General features: G+C 63.4%; 24 protein-coding genes. 11 read left to right on the top strand and 13 right to left on the bottom strand.

Translation table 11 applies throughout. From position 1 onward, the window contains the following. The first annotated feature begins 125 nt into the window (after positions 1–125). Both F9K07_RS28915 and F9K07_RS28920 read left to right on the top strand, forming a co-directional pair. The gene (locus F9K07_RS28915; RefSeq protein WP_159596672.1) at positions 126–710 is read left to right on the top strand and encodes a glutathione peroxidase; all 585 of its coding nucleotides are present in this window, start codon (positions 126–128) and stop codon (positions 708–710) included. Between the two features lie 343 nt (positions 711–1053). Next, positions 1054–2472 (top strand): NAD(P)/FAD-dependent oxidoreductase, encoded by a 1419-nt coding sequence (locus F9K07_RS28920; protein WP_159596673.1) that lies wholly within the window; start codon positions 1054–1056, stop codon positions 2470–2472. A gap of 28 nt (positions 2473–2500) precedes the next feature. Here the strand turns inward: F9K07_RS28920 and F9K07_RS28925 are convergent, their stop codons facing one another. Beyond that, positions 2501–3115, bottom strand: a complete 615-nt coding sequence (locus tag F9K07_RS28925; RefSeq protein WP_159596674.1) for a glutathione S-transferase N-terminal domain-containing protein — start codon at positions 3113–3115, stop codon at positions 2501–2503. Between the two features lie 127 nt (positions 3116–3242). Here F9K07_RS28925 and purB point away from each other — a divergent pair, with 127 nt between their 5' ends. Continuing rightward, positions 3243–4664 carry an adenylosuccinate lyase gene (gene purB / locus F9K07_RS28930; protein ID WP_159596675.1) on the top strand — a complete coding sequence of 474 codons (1422 nt, stop codon included), beginning with the start codon at positions 3243–3245 and terminating at the stop codon, positions 4662–4664. 28 nt (positions 4665–4692) lie between these two features. Here the strand turns inward: purB and F9K07_RS28935 are convergent, their stop codons facing one another. Next, the gene (locus F9K07_RS28935) at positions 4693–5109 is read right to left on the bottom strand and encodes a DUF3717 domain-containing protein (RefSeq protein WP_159596676.1); all 417 of its coding nucleotides are present in this window, start codon (positions 5107–5109) and stop codon (positions 4693–4695) included. A gap of 449 nt (positions 5110–5558) precedes the next feature. Between F9K07_RS28935 and F9K07_RS28940 the strand changes: the two genes are divergently transcribed. After that, positions 5559–6311 carry a TerC family protein gene (locus F9K07_RS28940; RefSeq protein WP_159596677.1) on the top strand — a complete coding sequence of 251 codons (753 nt, stop codon included), beginning with the start codon at positions 5559–5561 and terminating at the stop codon, positions 6309–6311. Positions 6312–6398: 87 nt separating this feature from the next. Continuing rightward, on the top strand, positions 6399–6749 hold the full coding sequence (locus F9K07_RS28945; RefSeq protein ID WP_159596678.1) for a phage holin family protein: 351 nt from the start codon (positions 6399–6401) through the stop codon (positions 6747–6749). 21 nt (positions 6750–6770) lie between these two features. Here F9K07_RS28945 and F9K07_RS28950 read toward each other — a convergent pair whose 3' ends face one another. Further along, positions 6771–8378: a M48 family metalloprotease gene (locus tag F9K07_RS28950; RefSeq protein WP_236581745.1), complete on the bottom strand. Its 1608-nt coding sequence runs from the start codon at positions 8376–8378 to the stop codon at positions 6771–6773. A gap of 141 nt (positions 8379–8519) precedes the next feature. Here F9K07_RS28950 and moaC point away from each other — a divergent pair, with 141 nt between their 5' ends. Next, positions 8520–9020, top strand: coding sequence for a cyclic pyranopterin monophosphate synthase MoaC (gene moaC / locus F9K07_RS28955; protein WP_159596680.1), 501 nt, complete (start codon positions 8520–8522; stop codon positions 9018–9020). A 12-nt stretch (positions 9021–9032) separates the two neighbouring features. Here moaC and F9K07_RS28960 read toward each other — a convergent pair whose 3' ends face one another. The 8 genes from F9K07_RS28960 to sucC all read right to left on the bottom strand — a co-directional run bounded on the left by F9K07_RS28960 (position 9033) and on the right by sucC (position 17005). Next, entirely contained in the window at positions 9033–10553 is a 1521-nt protein-coding gene (locus tag F9K07_RS28960) for a PglL family O-oligosaccharyltransferase (RefSeq protein ID WP_159596681.1), read from the bottom strand. Further along, the gene (locus F9K07_RS28965; protein WP_159596682.1) at positions 10553–11395 is read right to left on the bottom strand and encodes a hypothetical protein; all 843 of its coding nucleotides are present in this window, start codon (positions 11393–11395) and stop codon (positions 10553–10555) included. Before F9K07_RS28965 ends, F9K07_RS28960 begins: the two co-directional genes overlap by 1 nt. After that, a complete protein-coding gene (locus F9K07_RS28970) occupies positions 11396–11917 on the bottom strand; it encodes a pilin (protein ID WP_159596683.1) in 522 nt (173 codons plus the stop codon). Between the two features lie 191 nt (positions 11918–12108). Then, positions 12109–12912: a 3',5'-cyclic-nucleotide phosphodiesterase gene (locus F9K07_RS28975; RefSeq protein WP_159596684.1), complete on the bottom strand. Its 804-nt coding sequence runs from the start codon at positions 12910–12912 to the stop codon at positions 12109–12111. Between the two features lie 203 nt (positions 12913–13115). After that, positions 13116–13733, bottom strand: coding sequence for an FHA domain-containing protein (locus F9K07_RS28980; protein WP_159596685.1), 618 nt, complete (start codon positions 13731–13733; stop codon positions 13116–13118). Positions 13734–13783: 50 nt separating this feature from the next. Continuing rightward, positions 13784–14572, bottom strand: coding sequence for a Stp1/IreP family PP2C-type Ser/Thr phosphatase (locus F9K07_RS28985; RefSeq protein WP_159597154.1), 789 nt, complete (start codon positions 14570–14572; stop codon positions 13784–13786). A 352-nt stretch (positions 14573–14924) separates the two neighbouring features. Next, complete coding sequence (gene sucD / locus F9K07_RS28990) at positions 14925–15818, bottom strand: succinate--CoA ligase subunit alpha (RefSeq protein WP_159596686.1); 894 nt, start codon at positions 15816–15818, stop codon at positions 14925–14927. A 23-nt stretch (positions 15819–15841) separates the two neighbouring features. After that, positions 15842–17005 carry an ADP-forming succinate--CoA ligase subunit beta gene (gene sucC / locus F9K07_RS28995; protein WP_159596687.1) on the bottom strand — a complete coding sequence of 388 codons (1164 nt, stop codon included), beginning with the start codon at positions 17003–17005 and terminating at the stop codon, positions 15842–15844. 174 nt (positions 17006–17179) lie between these two features. Between sucC and argC the strand changes: the two genes are divergently transcribed. Both argC and F9K07_RS29005 read left to right on the top strand, forming a co-directional pair. Continuing rightward, on the top strand, positions 17180–18091 hold the full coding sequence (gene argC / locus F9K07_RS29000; RefSeq protein WP_159596688.1) for an N-acetyl-gamma-glutamyl-phosphate reductase: 912 nt from the start codon (positions 17180–17182) through the stop codon (positions 18089–18091). A 117-nt stretch (positions 18092–18208) separates the two neighbouring features. Then, positions 18209–19768: an MFS transporter gene (locus tag F9K07_RS29005; protein WP_159596689.1), complete on the top strand. Its 1560-nt coding sequence runs from the start codon at positions 18209–18211 to the stop codon at positions 19766–19768. An 11-nt stretch (positions 19769–19779) separates the two neighbouring features. On the opposite strand, the gene recX is transcribed toward F9K07_RS29005, so the two are convergent. Together recX and recA are read right to left on the bottom strand one after the other, a co-directional pair. Beyond that, on the bottom strand, positions 19780–20241 hold the full coding sequence (gene recX / locus F9K07_RS29010; protein WP_159596690.1) for a recombination regulator RecX: 462 nt from the start codon (positions 20239–20241) through the stop codon (positions 19780–19782). 23 nt (positions 20242–20264) lie between these two features. Continuing rightward, on the bottom strand, positions 20265–21371 hold the full coding sequence (gene recA, locus F9K07_RS29015) for a recombinase RecA (RefSeq protein WP_159596691.1): 1107 nt from the start codon (positions 21369–21371) through the stop codon (positions 20265–20267). 133 nt (positions 21372–21504) lie between these two features. On the opposite strand from recA, the gene F9K07_RS29020 reads away from it, so the two are divergent. The 3 genes from F9K07_RS29020 (at position 21505) to F9K07_RS29030 (ending at position 24297) form a co-directional block, all read left to right on the top strand. Continuing rightward, complete coding sequence (locus tag F9K07_RS29020; protein ID WP_159596692.1) at positions 21505–22023, top strand: MarR family winged helix-turn-helix transcriptional regulator; 519 nt, start codon at positions 21505–21507, stop codon at positions 22021–22023. A 110-nt stretch (positions 22024–22133) separates the two neighbouring features. Then, positions 22134–22808, top strand: coding sequence for a response regulator (locus F9K07_RS29025; protein ID WP_159596693.1), 675 nt, complete (start codon positions 22134–22136; stop codon positions 22806–22808). Between the two features lie 109 nt (positions 22809–22917). Then, on the top strand, positions 22918–24297 hold the full coding sequence (locus F9K07_RS29030) for a sensor histidine kinase (RefSeq protein ID WP_159597155.1): 1380 nt from the start codon (positions 22918–22920) through the stop codon (positions 24295–24297).

The following is a 24297-nucleotide window of genomic DNA, read 5'->3' on the forward strand; positions in this document are numbered from 1 at the left end:
CCCACGTTCGGCCTCCGGTGGCGCGGGAAGTTCCGCAAAAGGCTGTGGAACCCAGCAGACCCGCACCTGCGCACGGGCTTCCCGAGGCATGATGGATACCCTCCTTTTCTCTCTGGAGCTGTGCCATGAAACACCTCGATGTCCTCCCTCTGGCCCTGGCTGCTTGCCTGGCCATTGCCAGTGCCCCGGTCCACGCGCAAGCGACGCCCGCCGCCGGCAACGCGGCCTGCCCCGCCTTGCTGCAGCAGCGCTTCGACCGCCTGCAGGACGAAAAGCCCCAGTCCCTCTGCCAATACAGCGGCAAGGTGGTGCTGGTGGTGAACACCGCAAGCTTCTGCGGTTTCACCAAGCAATACGAAGGCCTGGAAGCGCTGTACGCCAAGTACCAATCGCAGGGCCTGGTGGTGCTGGGCTTCCCGAGCAACGACTTCAGCCAGGAAACCGGCAGCAACCAGGCCATTGCCGAATTTTGCGAGAACACTTTCGGCGTGAAATTCCCGATGTTCACCAAGTCGGCGGTGGCCGGCCGCGAGGCCAATCCGCTGTTCAGACAGCTGGCCGAACGCACGGGCGAGCGGCCCCGCTGGAACTTCCACAAGTACCTGATCGGGCGCGATGGCCAGACCGTGCAGAGCTATCCCAGCGGTGTCGACCCCAAAAACCCCAAGTTCGTGAAGGACATCGAGAAGTTCCTGTCGGCCAAATCGTGACGCCTTGGGCGCCCTCCAAGCCAGAAGATCCATTTCCATGTGCCCTGTCTTTTTCTCGCCTTGCCCACTGCCGTTCGGATCGACCGTGCTCAGGGGTGGGAACTTTTCGCACTGCCGCGGCGTCGTAGCAAGCAGGCCGGCAATGGCGCCGGCCACCGAATCCGTTTTTGTACTGCGAAGCCTTCCGGGTCTGTGTGATCCGGTTGCAATCCCGAGGCGCTTCTCTTCCTCCTCCCTCCCTCCCTTGTTCGTCTGGGGGCGCTTCGCAGTCCTTTGTATTCGCCGCCATGGCGGCCGCGCCCCGGGCGGACACGCGCTGCGCCGGCACTGAGGTCCGACCACCATGTCCACGGACCTGCGCCCCATCCCTTCCCCACCCTTGCGGGCCCACAGAGCGGCGCGCGTGGCCATCGTCGGCTCGGGTATTGCCGGGCTGGCAGCGGCCCGCACGCTGCAAGGCCTGGCCGACATCACCCTGTTCGAAGCCGGCGACCATTTCGGCGGCCACACCCACACGGTGGACGTGACGCTGCCCGATGCCCAGGGCCTGCCCACCACGTTCGGCGTGGACACGGGCTTTCTGGTGCTCAACGAACGCGCCTACCCGAACCTGATCGCGCTCTTGACGGACCTGGAGGTGCCAATGGCCCGATCGGACATGTCGTTCTCGGTGCAGGTGCCGGGCGCAGGTCCCGGTGGCGACGCGCTGGAGTGGAGTGACAGCGGTCTCTCCAGTGTGTTCGCGCAGCGGCGCAATATGGCCGATCCCCGCTTTCTGCGCATGCTGGCGGACATCCTTCGTTTCAACCGCGTCACCTCGGGCCTGGCCACGCGCGGAGAAGACCCGCGGCCCGACAGCGTGCTGTGGCAGCCGCTGCGCGAGTTTCTGCGTGCCCACCGCTTCTCGGATGCGTTTCGCGACTGGTACTTGCTGCCCATGTTGGGTGGCATCTGGAGCTGTCCGACCGACCAGATGCTGGAGTTCCCAGTGGCCGCCATGCTGCGCTTCTGCCACCACCACGGGCTGCTCCAGGTGAAGGACCGAGCGCAGTGGCACACCGTCGCTGGCGGTGCTCGCCAATACGTGAGCAAGATCGTGGCAGGCATCGCCGACAAGCGCTTGTCAACGCCCGTACAGCAGGTCTTGCGTGACGAGGAGGGTGTGCGCGTGGTCACGCCGGGCCATGTGGAGCGCTTCGACGCCATCGTGATCGCCTGCCACAGCGATCAGGCACTGCGCCTGCTCGGCGCCGAAACCTCGGCCAATGAACAGGCCGTGCTCGGCGCGGTCCACTACCAGGCCAACCGCGCGGTGCTGCACACCGACGCCTCGGTATTGCCGCAGAACCGCCGTGCCTGGGCGGCCCGGAACTGCGAGCGCGCGCCCAGCGCCAACGCGGAATCGGCCCAGGTCTGCTTGCACTACCTCATCAACCGCCTGCAGCCCCTGCCGGTCGCGCAGCCGGTGATCGTGTCGCTCAACCCGCTGCGCGACATCGTGCCCACACAGGTGCTGGGCGAGTACGCCTATCACCATCCGGTGTTCGACCTCGACGCCATTCACGCGCAAACCTGCCTGCCCGCGATTCAGGGCAAGAAGCACACCTGGTTCGCCGGCGCGTGGACCGGGAATGGCTTTCACGAAGACGGCCTCAAGTCGGGCCTGCAGGCTGCGCGTGCGCTGATCGACGCGCTGGGCCTCATGCCTGCCGTAAATCCGCGCCAGACCATGAGTGCCGCGCTGCCGGGGGTGTTCGCATGACCCCGGCACCGCTCTCGTAGCGGGTGGCTTACACCGGCCTGGAGTCGACGAAGCTCTGACGCTGGTTGAGCTTCTCGGCCAGACGCGCCAGGTTGGGGTACTGCCCGCGCCAGTCGATCGAGGTGAAGCGGAAGTCGAGGTAACCCAGCGCGCAACCCACGGCCACGTCGGACAAGCTGAAGTGGATGCCCGAGCAGAATGGTTTGTCACCCAGGCCCTGGCTCATGGACTTCAGGCTGGCTTCGATCTTTCGCATCTGGCGGTCGATCCATGCCTGGCTGCGCTGCGTGTCGCTGCGGTACCGCCAGGTGGCCTCCATGCGCGCCAGCACCGCGGCGTCGAGCACGCCATCGGCCAGCGCTTCCCAGGTTTTCACTTCGGCACGCTCACGCCCTTGCGTGGGGATGAGCTTGCCTACGGGCGAGAGAGTGTCCAGGTACTCGACGATCACGCGCGAATCGAACACCGCCTCGGCGCCTTCCATCACCAGGCAGGGCACCTTGCCCAGCGGGTTGGACGTCATGATCTGGGTTTCGTCCGCCCACACGTCTTCCACGATCATCTGGTAGTCCAGTTTTTTCTCCGCCATGACGACACGCACTTTTCGCACGTAGGGGCTGGTGTTGGAGCCAATGAGTTTCATGGGGAAGATCAGGGCGGTTGGTCAGGGACACACGATTCTAGCCAGCCACCCGCAGCGGCGCCCCGAGGACGGCTCCAGGCGCCCGGCGGGAGCGGGCAAGGACCGGGGGGCCTCCTACAATCGCCGCATGCGATCGACCTCTTCTTCCTCTGGCTCCTCTGCGTCTGCCTCGGCGCTCAACACCATCTCCGCCTTGTCGCCCCTGGACGGGCGCTACGCCGCCCGCCTGGCCAACCTGCGCCCCTTCATGAGCGAACAAGGCTACATGCACCGCCGCGTGCAGGTGGAAATCGCCTGGTTCATCGCCCTGTCCGACGCGGGCCTGGACGAGTTCAAACCCCTCTCGCCTGGCGCACGCACTTACCTCATGGGCCTGGTCAAGAACTTCAGCGAGGCCGACGGCCAAGCCATCAAGGAGATCGAAAAGACCACCAACCACGATGTGAAGGCGGTGGAGTACTGGATCAAGTCGCGCTTCGAGGCCCGCCCCGAATTGGAAAAAGCGGCCGAGTTCGTGCACTTCGCTTGCACCAGCGAGGACATCAACAACACCAGCCATGCCCTGCAACTCAAGGGCGGACGCGACGTGGTGCTGCTGCCCGCGCTGGACAGCCTCATCGCCAAGCTGCGCGACATGGCCCATGCGCACGCCGCCGTGCCCATGCTCAGCCGCACCCATGGCCAGACCGCCAGCCCCACCACCGTGGGCAAGGAAATCGCCAACGTGGTCGTGCGCCTGCAAGCCGCGCGCGAGAAGATCGCCAGCGTGAAGCTGATGGGCAAGATGAACGGTGCGGTCGGCAACTACAACGCGCATCTGAGCGCCTGGCCGGACTTCGACTGGGAGGCCTTCAGCCGCTCCGTCATTGAGCAGCCCGAACCCCTCGGCCTGGGCCTGACCTTCCAGCCTTACAGCATCCAGATCGAGCCACACGACTACATGGCCGAACTGTTCGACGCCGTGGCGCGCACCAACACCATCCTGATCGACCTGGCGCGCGACATCTGGGGCTACGTGAGCCTGGGCTACTTCAAGCAACGGCTGAAAGAAGGCGAGATTGGCTCTTCCACCATGCCGCACAAGGTCAATCCAATCGACTTCGAAAACGCCGAAGGCAACCTGGGCCTGGCCAACGCCCTGTTGCGTCATCTGTCGGAAAAGCTGCCCGTCAGCCGCTGGCAGCGCGACCTCACCGACTCCACCGTCTTGCGCAACATGGGCGTGGCCCTGGGCTATGCCGTGCTGTCGTACCACTCGCTGGGTGTGGGCCTGGGCAAGCTCGAACTCAATGAAGAGGCCCTGGCCGCCGACCTCGACGCCTCCTGGGAAGTGCTGGCCGAACCGATCCAGACCGTGATGCGCCGCTACGGTGTTTCCGGCGCGTACGAAAAGCTCAAGGCCGTCACCCGCGGCAAGACCGTCACCGCCGCCGCCTTGCACGAACTCATCCGAGGCCTGGACATCCCGCAAAGCGAAAAAGACCGCCTGCTCGCCATGACCCCGGCCAGCTACGTGGGCAAAGCCGCCGAACTGGCCCGACGCGCCTGATGCAGGCCGGCGTCAGGCCTGGCGCGGCCTACTTCCCGGATTCTTCCAGCGCTCGCTCGGCGTAGCGGTTGAAGCGCCAGGCATCGCCCTCGATGACGATGCGGCGCCAACTCGCGCGCTTCTCGCCGGGCGTCATCTCGGTCCAGCGCTGCACTTCGTCGAAAGTGCGCCCGCAGCCTTTGCAGAGCTCGTCTCCCTGGCTGGTGGAACAAATGGCGATGCAGGGGGTGTCCGGCGTGGTGTCGTACCAGGCCATCCAGGCGGCCAGAGCGGGCGCGGGCAGCGTGGCTTCATCGGCCTCGGTCTCGTGGTGCCACACCATCAGCGCATACACCTCGGCCAACGCGCGGATCTCCGGGCACAGAGACACCCCATCGGGCGAAGGTGAGCGTTCGCGCCAATAGTTGATCGCGGCTTCGATGTCAGTGATGTGGATGCCGGCCATGGGGGCTGGATCATAGCGAGTTCGGCCCCGCTTCGAGCGCATGCGCGGGCAGAAGCGGCTTCGGCCTTGTGGGAACTTTTTTACCCGCCTGCACCGCGCTGCATTGCCGGGCCGCTACAATCGCGGGTCTCGAAGGGGAGTAGCTCTCCGATCCGCCGCCAAGGGCCCCATGCCTCTCAACGACGGACATTCGGGTTGTCGTCAATACGAAGCCAATGCTTCCGGCAATCCGGGCCCGGCAAATTCCATTGCCAGGTCGAGCCAGACCTTTGGTAGGCTCTCATGGGCCGATCCAGACACGTCCACCCCTTCGACAGCGCGACAGCGCCATCGTGGGCAGGTGAACATGTCCTCCGATCACCTGTGAGAGTCTGAATGGAAAGGCCGAGCGGAAAGCGACGAGCAAGTCTCGAGCGCCGCTCATTTGGACAAACGACAACGAGGCATCTATGGATTTCCTGTCATCGCCCGCGTTCTGGGTTGCCCTGGGACAGATCATCATCATCGACATCCTGCTGGGTGGCGACAACGCGGTCGTGATCGCGCTGGCCTGCCGCAAGCTGCCGCCCGCCCAGCGCACCAAAGGCATCATCTGGGGCACCGCTGGCGCCATCGTCCTGCGCATCATCCTGATCGCGTTCGCCATGACCTTGCTGAACATTCCGTTCATCAAGCTCGTGGGCGCCATTCTGCTGGTCTGGATCGGCGTGAAGCTGCTTGCACCCGACGACGAAGCCCATGGCGACATCCAGGGCAGCGACAGGCTGCTGGCCGCCATCAAGACCATCATCGTGGCCGACCTGGTCATGAGCGTGGACAACGTGATCGCCATCGCGGGTGCCGCCCAGAATGCCGGCGAACACTCGTTCCTGCTGGTGGTGCTGGGCCTGCTGATCTCCATCCCGATCATCGTTTGGGGCAGCACCCTGGTCATCAAACTGATGGCTCGCTTCCCGATGATCATCACCCTGGGCGGCATGCTCCTGGGCTGGATCGCGGGTGGCATGCTGGTCACCGACCCGGCCTTCGTCAATCCCGACAAGTGGCTCTTCATGCCCAAGCTCGGTACGCTGGACGAGAAAGGCATGGCCGTTATTTCCAACACACTGTGGTGGGGTGCCCACATCGCTGGCGCGCTGCTGGTGCTGGCGTTGGGCAAATGGATCGCCTCCCGCCGTCCGCCGGTGGTGCACGAAACCTGATCGGCCGATTCGCTCGAAAGCGCAAAGGCGGTGCCCGCAAGGGCACCGCCTTTTTTCGTTTGCGTCGGCTGCTGCTATGCTGGTTCCATGAAACTCATCCTCACATGGCTGCTCGCGGCCTGCGCTCTGCTGGTGGTGGCCTACATCTATCCGGGCGTGCAAGTCCCCAACTTCACCTCCGCCCTGATCGCGGCGGCCGTCATCGGTCTTTTCAATGCGGTGTTGCGGCCCATCCTTGTGGTACTGACGCTGCCGGTGACGATCGTGACCCTGGGCTTGTTTCTCTTCGTCATCAACGCCCTGCTGTTCTGGGCGGCGTCTGGCGTGCTCAACGGATTTCACGTCAACGGGTTCTGGGCAGCCCTGCTGGGCTCCCTGATCTACTCGGTGTTGATGCTGCTGGTGAACACCGCTGTGCGCAACGTATTGCCGCGCTGAGTCCGGCGCGGCGGCGACGCCTCAGCGCCGCTCTTCTTCGTCCCGAACTGTCTCGCGCAACTGCGCCTCCACTTCGCGCCGGCGGCTGTCCACAATCGCCAGCTCCATGGCATCGGCGCTGCGCTGCGCCACGGGCAGGGCCTGCGCTGCCCTGAAGCGGTCGACCGCACCCGCAAAGTCCAGATGCGCCGCACGCGACTCGGCCTCGGCGCGAATCGCACGCAGTTGCTGTCCTTGAGATGCATACGCACGCGACAGCGTCTGCCAGGCCACCGCGTCCCGCGGATGCACCGACACCCAGGATTGCAAGCGCGACACCGCACGCTGCGCCTGCCCCGTGGCCAACGCGGCCTGGGCGCCCAGCAAGGCACTGGCACGAGAACTTCCCGCCAGCGCCTGGTCGCGCAGTTCGACCAGCATAGCCATCTGTGCAGACGGCATGGCAGCGCCGCCCGCCGAAGGCGCGAGCAAGATCTCGATCAACAGCGCATCCACCGTGGAGCGCGCCTCGGGCGACACCGTCGAGCGCAAGCGCTGTGCCAGATCCCATGCGAGGTCGCGCTGACCCAATCGCAACGCCGAGAGAGCCGCCGCGTAGCGATCGCCTGGCGATGCGTTGGCGGACTGCCCATTGGCCAGCCAGGCGCGCTGACGATCGGGTCCGTTCTCGGCCAGCACGCGGGCGCGAGCGGCCACCAAGGCGTGCAGCGCGCGCGAGGGCATGAGCAGTCCCACGCTGTTGCGCTGGGCATCGCGGGCACTCGGCAAACTCAGCAGCAGACCTGAGGAGGAACCGGAGCTTGCAGCCCCCAAACCAGGCGAAGCCAACACGCGCTCCGCGTCCGGCTGGGCATCTTTCGATGCCGCCGGCCCCGACGGCACCCGAGAGCGCATGTCCGCGATGCGCTCCCCCGTCAAGGGGTGGCTGCGCAGATAGGGGAACGAGCCATCGTCGTAGCGCGAGGACTGCTGCATCTTGTCGAACATGGAGACGAAGCCGTGGCCATCGAATCCGGCACCCGTCAACACACCGAATCCCACACGATCGGCCTCGCGCTCCATGTCGCGCGAGAAGTTCAGTTGCGACTGCGCAGCCACCGCCGTGCTGCCCGCCATGGCGGCACCTGCCACATTTGCGTTGCTGCCCGCCGCCAAGGCGCCCAGAATCATCGCCGCCATCATCCAGGGCGCCATGCGTTCTTCGCGCGTCATCATGCGGGCAATATGCCGCTGCGATACGTGGCTGAGCTCGTGCGCCATCACCGAGGCCAATTCCTCCGGGCGCTCCGTGATGGCGACCAGCCCCAGGTTGACGCCCAGGTAGCCACCGGGCAGGGCGAACGCGTTGACCCTTTTGTCTCGCGAGACCACGAGCTCCCACGCCATGCGTTCGGCCAGCTCGGGTGGCACATCGCCACGGTCCCGGGCGGCACCCAGCAAGGGCTGCCACAAGGTCTGCAGGTAGTCGGTCAATATGGGATCGTCGATGTAGTCCGGGTCGCGGTAGATATCGCGCGCGATGCGGTCCCCCAACCGCCGCTCGGCGCCAACGGACATGCCTTGCCCATCGCCCAAGCTGGGCAGGCCACTGGTCTGGGCCACCGATGCAGGGCCGGGAAGCACCAGCATGGAAGCCACCAGGAATGCGCACCACCGGGAGCGTTTGCGCCGGGATACGCCCGAGGTACTCGAAGTCCACAGAGAGAATCGCATCCCCGTATGATGCCGCCAAGTCCTCCGGGTTCTGTAAACCCGATGAATCAAGTCCTCATGAACGACGCTTCCCCGACTTCTCCACTCACGCATTTCGACACGCAAGGTCAGGCCCACATGGTCGATGTGGGCGCCAAGGCCAGCACCCACCGTGTGGCCGTGGCGGAAGGACGGATCACGATGCTGCCCACCACGCTGGCGCTGATCCAATCTGGCACAGCGAAGAAGGGAGATGTGCTGGGGATCGCACGGATCGCCGGCATTCAGGCGGCGAAGAAGACCAGTGACTTGATTCCGCTGTGCCATCCGATTGCGTTGACGCGGGTGGCGGTGGAGTTCGAGATCGAAGCAGACACGAACACCGTTTGCTGCCGTACGACGGCGGAATGCACGGGTCAGACGGGCGTGGAGATGGAGGCGCTCACCGCGACGTCAGTGGCCTTGTTGACCATCTACGACATGTGCAAGGCGGTGGACCGGGGGATGGTGGTTGAGGGCGTTCGGCTGGTGGAGAAGCGGGGGGGGAAGAGTGGGGATTTTCCCGTGTCCTCAAGATAGTCGATCCACACACTATCTTTCCTGTTTCCACTGCTCGAAGTCTTTAGGCCATGCTGCACTAAAACGGGCTTCATGAAATGCTGCGAGATCTTGAAAACCGAGTAGGGCGGCAGAATCAATCACGCGCCGAATAATGCGAGGATCCGGCTCCACGTGGAGCAACGAGAGCGACGCGTCGAGCATCGCTTGCGCATTTGCTTGGTCCAATGGGGTACCCAGCACTTGGGCGATAAGAAGGGGCGACCTAAAGAATGCCGCATCCTGGACTTTGTTGTATGTCTCCTCTCGATATCGTGGAGAGCGTTCACTGGCCGGAATGTAAATCTGGCTAACCTTGTTGTAGTCCAAAGTCAGCCCAGCGAGAGCCACTAGACATAGTGATGCCATTGCCGTTCGCGCAATAAAAACGGCTTCTCCGAAATGATCAACCGACGAGGTGCGACGGATTCGATAGATTTGCCATGCGCACATCAGAAACATCATCTGAAAAACACCAAACCAGAGTGGGTATTCCAAAAGACTATGCACCCCTATCAAGGCCAGGATGCCCCAGTACATACGCTCAGTCGCGTTAACGACAAACCATGGCTTGAGCCTTAAAAGCAACGCACACAATCCCACTCCAGCCAGAATGGCAACCGGAAGCCCCATGGTGACGGCCAATTGAAGTGCAATATTATGCGCATGAGAGGGCTTCTCACAGAAGCGAACGCCAGCAAAATCGGTTATGTAATGGGCATACATAAGCTCCCCCGACCCCCAGCCGGCCCACGGCTTAAGCAAGATCAAATCGACAACGTTGCTCCACAAGACGCGGCGACTGTGGCAAGCCAAGTCCATCCCGAAACGATCCAAAAGTTGCCGCTCAATGGAAACGCCCTGCAGCAGCCATACAAGCCATGGCAATCCTTGTGCTGCAACAATATAGATTCCCCAACCGGCCAACACGACAATGGCGCAACGACGTCGTTCTTCTGTATGCCACAACAGAAACATGCAAGTGATCGCCAGTAGATGCACCAATCCTGTACGTGATGCAGTAGCAGCCAAAGTCGCCAGCATCAAGGCGGCCATCCATGCAACATTCGGAGCTGAAAGATATCTCTTGTTAAACATCCACCAGAGAGATATCAAACCAACGCCCAGCAGGGTTGCCAGCATGTTCATCTGATGCACATTGGCAATGACGTAACCTGGTGGCGTCGGAGCGACCCACGGGTAGAAAACGTTCTCCAAGTCGAAATACTGCAGTAGCCCTAGCACAGAGCTTCCCAGTGCTGCACAAAGCCACCCCCCCGCAAGCGCCAATTCAGACCTTTTACCCATCGATGGCAGTGCAACGAACAGCACCGCGCCCACAGCCCAAGCGAACATGTTGGGCCACATCGCCGCAATGGGCACACGAAGGAATGGCCAGAACCACGGTGCGGCGACGAGGCATGTCACAAGCACCAAAAGAACACGCGAGCTAGAAACATCAAATTTGTGACCTGCTGGCCAGCTGTGCAGCAGTACATCTTGTAATCTGATCATCACCAACCATCGAGATGCAAGTACGCAATCGGCTGTCCATCCGCACGCCGCACGAGGACCACCCAGTCTGTCACCAAATCACGAACCAATGGAAGAAACCCTACTTGTGTTTTAGTCAGATTCTCTTTGGCTAACACATCAGCAATCTTTGCTAGCTCATCCGCACGGTCGATATTTTTTTCCTCCAACGCTCGCAGCGGGCGCAGTTGCATTAAGACGCTGGATACCTGAGTCTCATAAGGACGCCATCGTGATGGGCGAAAGGCAGGATGTAAGCCCTGCGCTGAGAGCTGAAGGCTTGCCAATAGATCGGCATCCTCAGTCGTGGAGAGATGCACGCCAATAAGTCGCGGACCTGCAAAAACCTGAATATTTCTGAGGTCGATAGCCGCCATATGCGACTGGGCCACATCGACATCACCAGCTTGCACCACTCGAAAGCGATCGCCTTCAAAGGCAAGGTAAACGGGGCGTGCAATTGCAAGCTGAGCCATGCCATACACCATCGCGCCGATCTGAACGGCCAAGATTGTGCCAAGATCCATGCGCCATTTGTGTCTTGGCTTTTGCGGGTTGAAGAGCACAAACGTCAACAGTGGACCACACACGAGGTCAACACCCACAAGGATAAGAAAGAGCTCCAGCCCGCCAATCAACTCGTTAAAAGGTGCAGGATACCAAACCCTGAAGACGACCAGACCAACCAAGAAGGCAACGAACAAACTGATCGCGAAGTGCAATGCCGCAACTCTCGTGGCAGCCCGTATGCGTTTACCCCAATGCACGAATGGAAAACCTCCAAAAAAAAGAGCGCCGAAGCGCTCTCTTTGGTCTGCAACCAATTACCGGCACTCAGAGGGTGCGAAACGGGCTTGCAAAGTGGCGCCAACGGTGGGAGCTGGCGAAATGGCTGTTCCGACAGTGGCCGAATGACATTGCCACTTCACGCCTTCGTCCGGAATAGCAAACGCAGCAGTTGCATCAGGGAGAGCATTACCGCTACCGGCCGCCTGGGTTGCGCCACCTGTGTATGGGACCACCACCAATGTCCCATTACCCGCACGCTGAGTGGTCGTGAGGGTGATCTGACCCGTAGCGGGTGCGATAGCAACACCGGCCAGGTTTTGCGTCGCGGTAGGAGGGGTATAGCCTGCCGCGTATCCCGACGCACTGTTGCGGCCGGTTGCCAGAATGTCACCTACATTGACCTTCGCAGCAGATGCAGCAACCAGCCCTTCCGACACCCGCGCACGCACCGTGTAGTCCTGATAAGCAGGCAAAGCCACGGCAGCCAAAATACCGATGATGGCCACCACGATCATCAGTTCGATCAGGGTGAAACCTTTTTGCAGGGTTCGCTTCATTGAAAAACTCCTTGGGACAGGACAGGGTTGGGATAAGGACGCTTCTTCTCAGCAGGCCGCGTGCCAGCCCCAAATACCCTGTTTTTCGCGCCCAATTTCACGGATCAACCCCCTCGTGTGACATTTCGCGACCCAGAAGCACCTTGTGCGACGACATTTTTTGTCACCCTGCCACCGCAGGGCGCGTTTTGTCAGAGGTCAAAGGTCTGCCCCGCCGTCAACCAACGGATGTCGTGTCTTGTCGCACCTGCCGCGCCGGGGGCTTCATCGAAGCGGCGGATCTCCTCCATGATCAGGCCGGTTTCGGCAGGCTTGGTATGGGTGATGTAGATCGGATACTTGTGTTGGGGATCGATTTGCGCCAGCTCCTGCGCCAGCGTTCCCGGGGCCAGGTGCAGGCTGCGCTGGGCCAGGGCCTGCTCGCGGTTGCTGAATGCGGTCTCGATGACCAACTGGGCAATCTGCAGTTGATTGACCCGTGCCCAGAACGCCGGATTGCGCTCGGTGTCCCCGCTGAAAACCCAATGTCCCGACGCACTGGCGACGGCATATCCCACGGCAGGCACGGTATGCACGGCAGGCAGCACCTCAACCGCCTTGCCGCCCACGTGCAGCACATCTCCAACGGCAATGGACACGAAACGCATGAGCGGCGTGTCCACGCTGGGAATGGCGGAGAAGTCGGGCCATATGAGGTTGTTGAAGATGTGCACCTTCAACGCGGCAATCGTGCCCGGCAAGGCATGCACCTGCAGAGGTGCAACGCCGCTGGCCAGACGCAAGGCGGCCACCGAATCGAGCATGAGCGGCAGCGCCGCAATATGGTCAAGGTGGGAATGCGTCAAGAGCACATGGTCCACCCGTGCCATTTCATCCAGGGTCAAGTCGCCCACGCCGGTGCCTGCGTCGATCAGGACGTCGTGGTCGAGCAGGAAGGAAGTGGTTCGACAGCCTTGAGCAATGGCTCCGGAGCACCCCAGTACGCGAACCCTCATTGGCGCCTTGAACAGTGAGTATCGAGACCAGGTCGACCTGGCCCGTCAGATTGGAACACTGGTTGACCTCGCCCGAGTGGATTCAGGCCGCAACCGATCGCCGAAGGCTACCCGTTTGACATGTCGGCGAGAAGGACTTTTTTGGCACTTCTTCCGCGGGATACATCAGCGAACAGTTGGGCGCCGGCGAAGAGCGCCGCGACTCACTGCTGAACGAACTGCATCTTTGTGCCGGCCAGCTCCAACAGATCGCCGTTGTGAAGATGGGTGGCATCGGTCCCGATGGGACTGCCGTTGACGGTGGGTTTCTGTGTGCCCTCCACGAGCGCAACCACATACCCATGCGGCCTGCGGGTGATGGCCGCCACCGCCACGCCCGGCTTGCCAATGGTGGTCACCACCTTGACCAAGGGCACTTCACGACCCGCAGCCGTTCCAGACATCACCTTGATGGCCGCAGTGCCCTGGGGTTCGCCCGTGTCCACGACCGCACCCGCGCTGATGACGGTGGTCTTTTCCTGGGTGTCCGCCACCCCTTCGTGCACGAACTTGATCTTGTACTTGCCAATCTCAACGCTGTCGCCGTTCTGCAGCTGCTGCTTCTTGATGGCCTTGCCATTGACGTAAGTGCCGTTGGTGCTGTTGAGGTCTTCCAGAAACACGTCCATGCCGGACATCTGCATTACCGCATGCTCGCCGCTGACCGCGAGGTTGTCGATCACGATGTCGTTATAAGGACGGCGTCCGAGCGTGGTGCGGTCTTTGGTGAGCTGCACTTCCTTGATGACGACACCGTCGATAGAAACGATCATTTTCGGCATGGCCGACTCCTCTGGAACCTGTGAACGAGACTCTGAAACTGGGGTACGCGCTATGCTTTGCCGAGCATCCGCGAGAGCAGACCTTTGCGGGCAGGCTTTGAGCGCGCATGCGCCAGTATCACCGAAATATTGTCGCGCCCACCAGCGTCGTTGGCCGCATCTACCAGGGCTTGCGCCTTTTCTTCGAGCGTGCCGGCGGTCACCAGAATGGCGGCAATGCGCTCATCGGCCATCATGTCGTTGAGGCCATCGGAGCAGAAAAGATAGAGATCTTCATCCTCGACGCGGTGCTCGTTGACTTCGAGAAGAACCGTGTCTTCGACGCCCAACGCCCGTGTCACGAGATTCTTGTGCGTGGCGAATTGCGCCTGCTCCGGAGAAATCAGTCCCGCATCGATCTGCTCTTGCAGCAAGGAATGGTCGCGCGTGATCTGCATGAAGGTGCCCGCGCGCAAGCGATAGCAGCGCGAATCGCCCACGTGGCCGATCATGACTCTGGTGGCATGAAACAAGCCCATGACCAGGGTGGTTCCCATGCCGGCGTATTGCGCGTTGGAGTTGGCAGCATTGAAGATGGAGCGGTTGGCATTGTCGATGCAGATTTCCATCGCCCTCTTGAGTTCGCGCGCGCTCGCCTCACTGCCACCCTCCGATATCCAGCGTCCGAGTTCGGTTTTGATGAAGGTGGTCGCCATGGCGCTGGCCACTTCGCCCGCGTTGTAGCCGCCCATGCCATCGGCCAGAACCGCAATGTGGTTCTCGGGGTCAAGGGCCACGGAGTCCTCGTTGTTGTCCCTGATCAACCCCGGATCCGTTAGACAGAAGTACTCAAAAATCATACGGCTTGGTAGGTAAGCGGGTAGCGAGGCGGCCGCCTCGGCAAGGGCGCTGCTCAGTATATAGACCGGTTTCAAAGGTCAGACGGGTACATCCGTCGCCATCATTTGCCTGGTTGCTGGGCACGTTGAAGATTCTCCGCTGGGGATTCGCATGCTGGTCGCTGCGAACTGCCCGAAGGTCAGAAACAAGCGCACCACGGTGACGACCACATTGCCGCCACCAAAATGTTGCATTTTGTTTCAGGCACTCATGGGAGAGCAAGAGGCTTGTGGACTTGGCGCCGCACTATTGAGCGCGCGCATAAAAAAAGGCAACGCAAGCGTTGCCCTTTTCACATCCGCAGCATGGTGCTCAGAGCAGTGCCTTGAGCAGCTTGGCCATTTCCGAAGGGTTGCGCGTGACCTTGAAACCGCACTCTTCCATGATGGCGAGCTTGGCGTCGGCGGTGTCGGCACCACCGGAAATCAGGGCGCCTGCGTGGCCCATGCGCTTTCCGGGAGGCGCGGTGACACCGGCGATGAAGCCCACGATGGGCTTCTTCATGTTTGCCTTGCACCACATTGCGGCTTCGGCTTCGTCAGGACCACCGATTTCACCGATCATGATGACGGCGTCGGTCTCGGGATCGTCGTTGAACGCCTTCATCACATCGATGTGCTTGAGGCCGTTGATGGGGTCGCCACCGATGCCGACGGCACTGGACTGGCCCAGGCCGATTTCGGTCAGCTGTGCCACGGCTTCGTAGGTCAGCGTCCCCGAACGGGACACCACGCCGATGCGGCCTTTGCGATGGATGTGACCGGGCATGATGCCGATCTTGATTTCATCGGGCGTGATCAGGCCGGGGCAGTTCGGGCCCAGCAGCAAGGTCTTCTTGCCGCCAGCGGCTTCCTTGGCCTTCATGCGGTTGCGCACTTCCAGCATGTCCTTGACCGGGATGCCTTCGGTGATGCAGATCGCCAGGTCCAGATCGGCCTCGACGGCCTCCCAGATGGCGGCGGCCGCGCCTGCGGGCGGCACGTAGATCACCGACACGGTGGCACCGGTCTGGGTCGCGGCTTCCTTGACGGAGGCATAGATCGGGATGTTGAAGATCGACTCGCCGGCCTTCTTGGGGTTCACGCCCGCCACGAAGCAGTTCTTGCCGTTGGCGTATTCCTGGCACTTCTCGGTGTGGAATTGACCGGTCTTGCCGGTGATGCCCTGGGTGATGACTTTGGTGTCTTTGTTGATGTAGATCGACATGACTGTTTCTCGCTTTCCTGGGCTTAGGCTTTGACCGCAGCAACCACCTTCTGGGCAGCTTCGGCCATGGTGTCTGCACTGATGATGGGAAGGCCCGACTCGGCCAGCATCTTCTTGCCCAGTTCTTCGTTGGTGCCCTTCATGCGCACCACCAGCGGCACTTGCAGGTTCACAGCCTTGCAGGCGGTGATCACGCCCGTGGCGATGGTGTCGCACTTCATGATGCCGCCGAAGATGTTGACCAGGATCGCCTTGACCTTGTCGTTCTTGAGCATGATCTTGAAGGCTTCCGTGACCTTCTCAGGGGTGGCGCCGCCGCCCACGTCAAGGAAGTTGGCCGGCTCGGCGCCGAACAGCTTGATGGTGTCCATGGTGGCCATGGCCAGGCCCGCGCCGTTGACCAAGCAGCCGATGTTGCCGTCCAGGCTGATGTAGGCGAGGTCGAACTTGGAGGCTTCGATTTCGGCCGGATCTTCTTCGTCCAGATCGCGGTAGGCCACGATCTCGGGGTGGCGGAACAGGGCGTTCGAGTCGAAGTTGAACTTGGCGTCCAGGGCCATGAGGTTGCCCTTGGAGTCGCAGTTCAGCGGGTTGATTTCAACCAGCGACGCGTCGGTGTCCATGTAGCACTTGTAGATCTTGGAGAAGATGTCCACGGCCTGGTCGACGGATGCGCCGGTCAGGCCGATGGCTGCTGCCACCTTCTTGCTCTGCTCTGGGGTGATGCCGGTCAGGGGATCGATCATCTCGGTGACGATCTTCTCGGGCGTGGAATGGGCCACTTCCTCGATGTCCATGCCGCCTTCGCTCGACGCGATCAGAGCCACCTTCTGCGTGGCGCGGTCGGTCACGAGCGACACATACAGTTCGTTCTTGATGTCCGCCCCGTCTTCGATGTAGAGGCGGCGAACCTTCTGGCCTTCGGGGCCGGTCTGGTGCGTTTTGAGCTGCATGCCGAGGATTTCACCGGCCAGGCGCTTGACGTCGTCGACCGTCTTGGCGACCTTCACGCCGCCGCCCTTGCCGCGGCCACCCGCGTGGATCTGGGCCTTGACCACCCAGACCGGACCACCCAACTTCTGAGCGGCTTCGACCGCCTCTTGCACTGTAAAGGCCGCAATGCCGCGCGGCACGGGCACACCAAACTGACGCAAGATTTCCTTGCCTTGGTATTCATGGATCTTCATGAGGTCTCTCTCAGGAACAGATAAAAGAGTGTCGGCCTACCCAGGTTGGCCGCGCTGGGGCACTGAAAACAGCAACCGGGGAATGTATCATGGTGCGATGCACCAAAGACGCGCGCGCGCCGGATCGAATGGTGTACCCCGTATTGTTTTCTTGACTGAGAAGGCGGATCTCCCATGGCCAAGGTATTCATCGATGGCGAAGCAGGCACCACCGGGCTGCAAATCCGCGAGCGTCTGCAGGACATGCCGCAGATCGAGCTGATCAGCATCGCGCCCGAACGCCGCAAGGACCCTGCGGCCAAACGCGAGTTGATGGCGCAGTCCGATCTGGTCATCCTCTGTTTGCACGACGACGCGGCGCGCGAGTCGGTCGCCATGATCGACGGTCTGTCGGGCAGGCAACCCAAGGTTATCGACGCTTCCACGGCCCACCGCACGGCGCCGGGCTGGGTGTTCGGCTTTCCCGAACTGGACGCCGGGCAGCGCAAGGCTGTCATGAACGCCAACCGCGTGGCCAATCCCGGCTGTTATGCCAGCGGCGCCATCGCATTGCTGCGCCCCCTGATCGACGCAGGCGTGGTGCCCGCCCATCACCCGGTCTCCCTGCCCGCCGTCAGCGGCTATTCGGGTGGCGGGCGCACCATGATCGAGGCGTACGAGCAAAGTCAGGCCCCGGCCTATGAGCTGTACGCGCTGGGCCTGACGCACAAGCACATTCCGGAGATCATGGCCTACACCGGCCTCACCCGCCGGCCGATCTTCATGCCCGCCGTGGGCAACTTTGCGCAAGGCATGCTGGTGCAGTTGCCGCTGCACCTGGACACGTTGCCAGGCAAGCCTGCCCTGGCCGATCTGAACGGCGTTTACAGCCTGCACTACGCCGGCAGCGAGTGGGTGAGCACCGAGCCGGCAACCGACAACGGCAAGCTCGATGCGCTGGCGCTCAACAACACCAACAAGCTGGAAATTCGGGTGTTCGGCAACGCCGAAGCGCGACACGCAGTCGTGGTGGCCCGGCTCGACAACCTCGGCAAGGGTGCCAGCGGAGCCGCGGTGCAGAACCTCAAGCTGATGCTGGGCCTGTAAGCATCTGCGGCGCCTCCGAGCTGCGCTTCGGAGGTGTCGAATTCCGGGGTATTGGTTCGTCGTCGGTTCACAAGACGCCGGTGTGGGTATTGGCGCCAAACTCCGAGGAACCTTTCCATGCACAAGGCTTCACCGCCCCCTGAGATAGCCCTACCCAAAGCCACGCGCCGTGAATGGGTCGCCTTGGGGGTGATTGCTCTGCCCTGCCTGGTCTACGCGATGGACCTCACTGTGCTGAACCTCGCACTGCCGGCCATCAGCACCGATCTGCGCCCATCGGCCTCGCAACTGCTCTGGATCGTCGATATCTACGGCTTCATGGTCGCCGGCCTGCTGATCACCATGGGCACGTTGGGCGACAAGCTCGGGCGGCGGCGCCTGCTGATGATCGGCGCGGCGGCGTTTGCAGCGGCATCGGTAGCGGCGGCGCTTTCGACCACCGCACAGGCCCTGATCGCCACGCGCGCGCTGCTCGGCATCGCCGGCGCCACACTGGCGCCGTCGACGCTTTCGCTGATCTCCAACATGTTCCGCGACGAGCGACAACGCCGGGTGGCGATCGGCATCTGGATTTCGAGTTATTCGGTGGGCGGGGCGATCGGGCCGCTGGTGGGCGGCCTCATCCTGGAGTATTTCGCCTGGCCAGCCATCTTCTGGGCCGCCGTACCGGTAATGTTGTTGCTGCTGGCGGTAGGCCCGTTCCTGCTGCCCGAGTACCGAGATGAAGCGGCTGGCCGCCTCGATTTGATCAGCGTGGGGCTCTCGCTCACCGCCGTCCTGGGTGGCGTGTTCGCGCTCAAGCAAGCGGCCGAAGGCCATTTGGGCGTGACCACCTGGGCGGTGGGCGTCCTGGGGTTGGCCGCTGGCCTTGCGTTCGTGCGCCGGCAACGCCGCATTCACTACCCGCTGCTGGACATCCAGCTGTTCGCCCAGCCCCGGTTCGCGGCCGCCATCTGTGCCTACGCGCTCACCTCGTTTGCGATGTTCGGCGTCTACATCTTCATCTCGCAGCACTTGCAGCTCGTGCTCGGGCTGTCGCCGCTGATGGCCGGCTTGTGCACCGTGCCTTGGTCGCTGTCGTTCGTGGTGGGATCGATGCTCACGCCTGCAATCGCGCAGCGCATCTCTGCGCCTCGCACGATGGTGATGGGCTTGGCCGTGGCGGCCGTCGGGTTTGCCGGCATGACGCTGGTGGACGGCGTGTACGGGCTGCCCGCGCTGGTGGTGGGCATGACGGTGATGGGCATCGGCATGGCGCCCGTGTTCACGCTGGGCAACGACATCGTCATCAGCTCCGCGCCGCCCGAGCGCGCCGGCGCAGCTTCGGCGCTGTCGGAAACCAGCGCCGAGTTGTCCGGCGCATTGGGCATCGCGGTGTTCGGCAGCCTGGCGACGGGTTTGTACCGGGCCGGCATGGCGGGGCAGTTGCCCGAGGGTTTATCGACAGCGGCGGTGGCCGAAGCCGCGACCTTGGGTGGCGCGCTCACCGTCGCGCAAGGCCTGCCCGCACCCGTGGCCGATGCGCTGCGGGTCGCCGCGCGCACCGCCTTCGTCGACGGCCTGCAAGTGGCCGCGGTGGTGGGCACGGCGATCATGGTGTTCAGCGGACTGTTGGCCTGGCGCATGCTGCGCGGCCCCGATACGCCAGCGGTCGCATCGACCTCGCAGCCGCGCTGAGCGGCAGCCTCTCAACCTTCGTTGTCGTCGTCCGGTGCACCGCGCACCACACGCCGCGCCACATCGGCGCCGAAGCCACGCGTGAGCAGGAAGCGCATCTGCTTGCCCACCGCGGCGGCGTCGCTGGGTGTTTCGCCAAATTTCTTGCGCCAGACCTCCCGGGCCCGCGTCTCCTCCGAGTCCTGCAGACCGGCCACGGCTTGCGCCACCGCTTGCGGGTCCAGGCCCTTGGCGTGCAGTTCCTGGCGCACGCGCGCGGCCCCCAGGCGGGCAGCGCGCCGGTGCACCACCGACTCCAGCACCCGTTGCTCGTTGATGAATCCCTTGGCCTCGAGTTCGTCCAGGGCTTTGGCCAGTTCACCGGGCTCGGTTTCGTGCGCGCTCAGCTTGCGCTGCAGTTCGGAGCGCGAATGCTCGCGCCCCGCCAGCAACCGCAAGGCGCGGCCCTTCAGCGAGATCTGGTCGAAGGCCATGCCGAAACAGCGCGACCCGCGCCTCAGGCAGCCGGTGCGGCGTCGGCGTCCTTGGCCTTCTTCTCGGCCTTGCCACCCTTGGCGGGCGCAGGCGCTTCTTCCACCGGCAGGAGCGGCACGCCGAGTTCGGTGCGCACCTTGTTTTCGATCTCGATGCGCAGGTCGGTGTTCTCGCGCAGGAATTCGCGCGAGTTGTCGCGGCCTTGGCCGATCTTCTCGCCGTTGTAGGCGTACCAGGCACCCGACTTCTCGATGACGCGGTGGGTCACGCCCAGATCGAGAATTTCGCCCTCGCGGCTGATGCCTTCGCCGAACAGGATGTCGAATTCGGCGGTCTTGAAGGGCGGTGACACCTTGTTTTTCACCACCTTGACCTTGGTCTCGTTGCCAATCGCCTCTTCACCCTTCTTGATCGTGCCGGTGCGGCGGATGTCCAGGCGCACCGAGGCGTAGAACTTCAATGCGTTGCCACCGGTGGTGGTTTCGGGGCTGCCGAACATCACGCCGATCTTCATGCGGATCTGGTTGATGAAGATGACCATGCAGTTGGTCTTCTTGATGTGCGCGGTGAGTTTGCGCAGTGCCTGGCTCATCAGGCGGGCCTGCAGGCCGGGCAGCGAGTCGCCCATTTCGCCTTCGAGTTCGGCCTTGGGCGTGAGCGCGGCCACCGAGTCGACCACGATCAGGTCGACCGCGCCGGAGCGCACCAGGCTGTCGACGATTTCGAGCGCCTGTTCACCGGTGTCGGGCTGGGAGATCAGCAGGTCTTGCAGGTTCACGCCGAGCTTCTGGGCGTACTGGATGTCCAGCGCGTGTTCGGCGTCGACGAAGGCGCATTGGCCGCCGAGCTTTTGCATCTCGGCAATCGCCTGCAGCGTGAGCGTGGTCTTGCCGGACGATTCCGGGCCGTAGATCTCGATCACGCGGCCACGTGGCAGACCGCCCACCCCAAGGGCGATGTCCAGGCCCAGCGAACCGGTGGAGACGACCTGGATGTCTTCGATCGTCTCGCCTTCGCCCAGCCGCATGATGGTGCCCTTGCCGAACTGCTTTTCGATCTGGGCCAGCGCGGCCTGCAAGGCCTTGGATTTTTCGCTGTTGAGGGGGTTGTTCTTGACGGCTGCGTCCATGAAAGCTCCTGAGCGGGTTGTTGGGGGTGAGCATGCCTGTAAATGCGTACAGGCTGGATGCTTGAGCAGGAGTTTACAGCCGGGTTAAAAATCAACAAGCCGTTATTTGGTCAGTTTGCCTTACCATCTGACCATGCCCGAAACCACCTTTGAGCCGCCCGACGACCGCTGGCGCGGCGGGCACCTGGGCCGCCTGATGGGCCTGGCATTGCGCCGCTTCGACGAGCGCGTGCTCAGCCTGATGGCGCACGACGCCAACGTGCCGCTGAGGCTCTCGCACCTGGCCGCGCGTGCGCAGGTGGGCGCGGCGCACATCCACATCACGCGCCATCTGGGCCTGCACGGCTCGCGCCTGACCGAACTGGCGCACCAGGCCGGCATGAGCAAGCAGGCCATGGGCGACCTGGTGACGCAGTGCGAAGCCTGGGGCCTGGTGCGGCGCGAGCCGGATGCGCACGATGCGCGCGCCCGGCGCATCGTGTTCACCGAGACCGGCCTGCTCTGGCTGGAGGCCTTTCGACATGCGGTCGCGCAAGCCGAAGCGGAGTTTCGCGCGCAAGTGGGCGACGCGGTGGCCACGGTGGTGGCGCTGGGCCTGGAAGCCTACGGATCGGAATCGCCCGGCGCGCGCGCCGCCGTGCCACCCCGGTGAAATCACCGGGTCCCGGGGCCACTACAGCGGCAGGCAGGCCTAAAATGAGCCGGCTCCAGCAGAGCATCCAGACAGACCCAGGGCGGCACGGGCCACCGAGGAGACACACCATGCGCATCCTGATCGCCGAAGACGACCATGTGTTGGCCGACGGCCTGTTGCGCAGCCTGCGCGCGGCGGGCGCCGCGGTCGACCACGTCACCACCGGCACCGAGGCCGATGCGGCTCTGCTCACCAACAACGAGTTCGACCTGCTGATCCTGGACCTGGGCCTGCCTCGGCTGCACGGTCTGGAGGTGCTCAAGCGCCTGCGCTCGCGCGGCTCGAAGATGCCCGTGCTGATCCTCACTGCAGCCGACAGCGTCGAGGAGCGCGTCAAGGGCCTGGACTACGGTGCCGACGACTACATGGCCAAGCCGTTCTCGCTGCAGGAACTCGAAGCCCGCGTGCGCGCGCTCACGCGCCGGGGCATGGGCGGTTCGACCAACGTCATCCGCCACGGCCCGCTGGAGTACGACCAGGCCGGGCGGGTGGCCACCATCGACGGCAAGATGATCGAGCTGTCCGCGCGCGAACTCGGCCTGCTCGAGGTGCTGCTGCAGCGCGCTGGCCGCCTGGTGAGCAAGGACCAGTTGGTCGAACGGCTGTGCGAATGGGGCGAAGAGGTGAGCAACAACGCGATCGAGGTGTACATCCACCGCCTGCGCAAGAAGATCGAGAAGGATCCGATCCGCATCGCCACGGTGCGCGGCCTGGGCTATTGCCTTGAAAAAGTCCCCGGCTGACACCGGGCCGCCGGGTGAGCCCTCCACCGCGAACGAACGGGTCGGGCAGAAGTCTTTCGGGTTGTTCCAACGCGAACAGCGCAGCCTGTTTGGCGAGATCCTGGACTGGATGCTCACGCCGCTGCTGCTGCTGTGGCCGCTCTCACTGGCCCTGACCTGGTTCGTGGCGCAGGGCATCGCCAGCCGGCCGTTCGACCGCGCGCTCGAATTCAACCTGCAGGCGTTAACGCAGTTCGTCACGAGCCACAACGCCCAGATCAGCTTCAATCTCAACGCCCAGGCGCGCGACCTGCTGCGCGCCGATGACACCGACCTGGTGTACTACCAGGTGGTCGACCCGCGGGGCACGCTCGTCAGCGGCGAAGCGGACTTTCCCCGGCCCAGCGCAGAGGAGGTACCAGAGCCTGGGCGCGTGCTGCTGCGCGACGACATGGTGCGCGGCGACGAGGTACGCGTGGCCTACACCTGGCTCGCGCGCTACGACAACGACAATCTGGTGCTGATGCAGGTGGCTGAGACGCGCGGCAAGCGCTCCACGCTGGCGGCCGAAATCGTCAAGGGCGTGATGGTGCCGCAGTTCGTCATCCTGCCGCTGGCGGTGCTGCTGGTGTGGCTGGCGCTGGTGCGCGGCATCCGCCCGCTCAACGAACTGGAGCAGCGCATCCGCGCGCGCAAACCCGATGACCTGAGCCCCATCCAGGAATCGGCGATTCCGCAGGAGGTGGCGCCGCTGGTGTCGTCCATCAACGACTTGCTGACGCGGCTGAAAGCCTCGCTCACCACGCAGCGGCGCTTCCTCGCCGACGCCGCGCACCAGCTCAAGACGCCACTGGCCGGCTTGCGCATGCAGGCCGAACTGGCGCAGCGCGAGACCGACCCGCAAGAGATCCGCGGTTCGCTCCAGCAGATCGCGCGCTCCAGCGCGCGCGCCACGCACACGGTGAACCAGTTGCTCGCGCTGGCCCGCGCCGAGACCACCGGCCGCGCCTTGCCCAACGCGCGCGTCGATCTGGCAGGCCTGGTGCGCGGCGTCGTGCAGGACTCGGTGCCCCGGGCGCTGGAGCACGGCATCGACCTGGGCTGCGAAGGCGCCGAGGCGGTGCCGGAAGACTGCCTGATCGATGGCAACCCGATCTTGCTGCAGGAGATGGTGCGCAACCTGGTCGACAACGCCATCAACTACAGCGGGCGCGGCGGCGTGGTGACGGCGCGCGTGCTGGTCGACCGCTTCAGCGGCGTGCAGATCCTGCAAGTGGAAGACAACGGCCCGGGCATTCCCGAGAACGAGCGCGAGTATGTGCTGCAGCCGTTCTACCGCGCCCTGGGCACCAACGTGGACGGCTCGGGCCTGGGCCTGACCATCGTGCAGGAGATCGCGCAGCAACACGGCGCCACGGTGGAGATCGCCAGCGCACACCCCGAGCGCCACCCGCCGGGCCTGCTCGCCTCGGTGCGCTTCACACCGAGCACACCGCGGCCCCAGGCCTGA

The organism is Hydrogenophaga sp. BPS33 (assembly GCF_009859475.1).
Taxonomy (GTDB): domain Bacteria; phylum Pseudomonadota; class Gammaproteobacteria; order Burkholderiales; family Burkholderiaceae_C; genus Hydrogenophaga.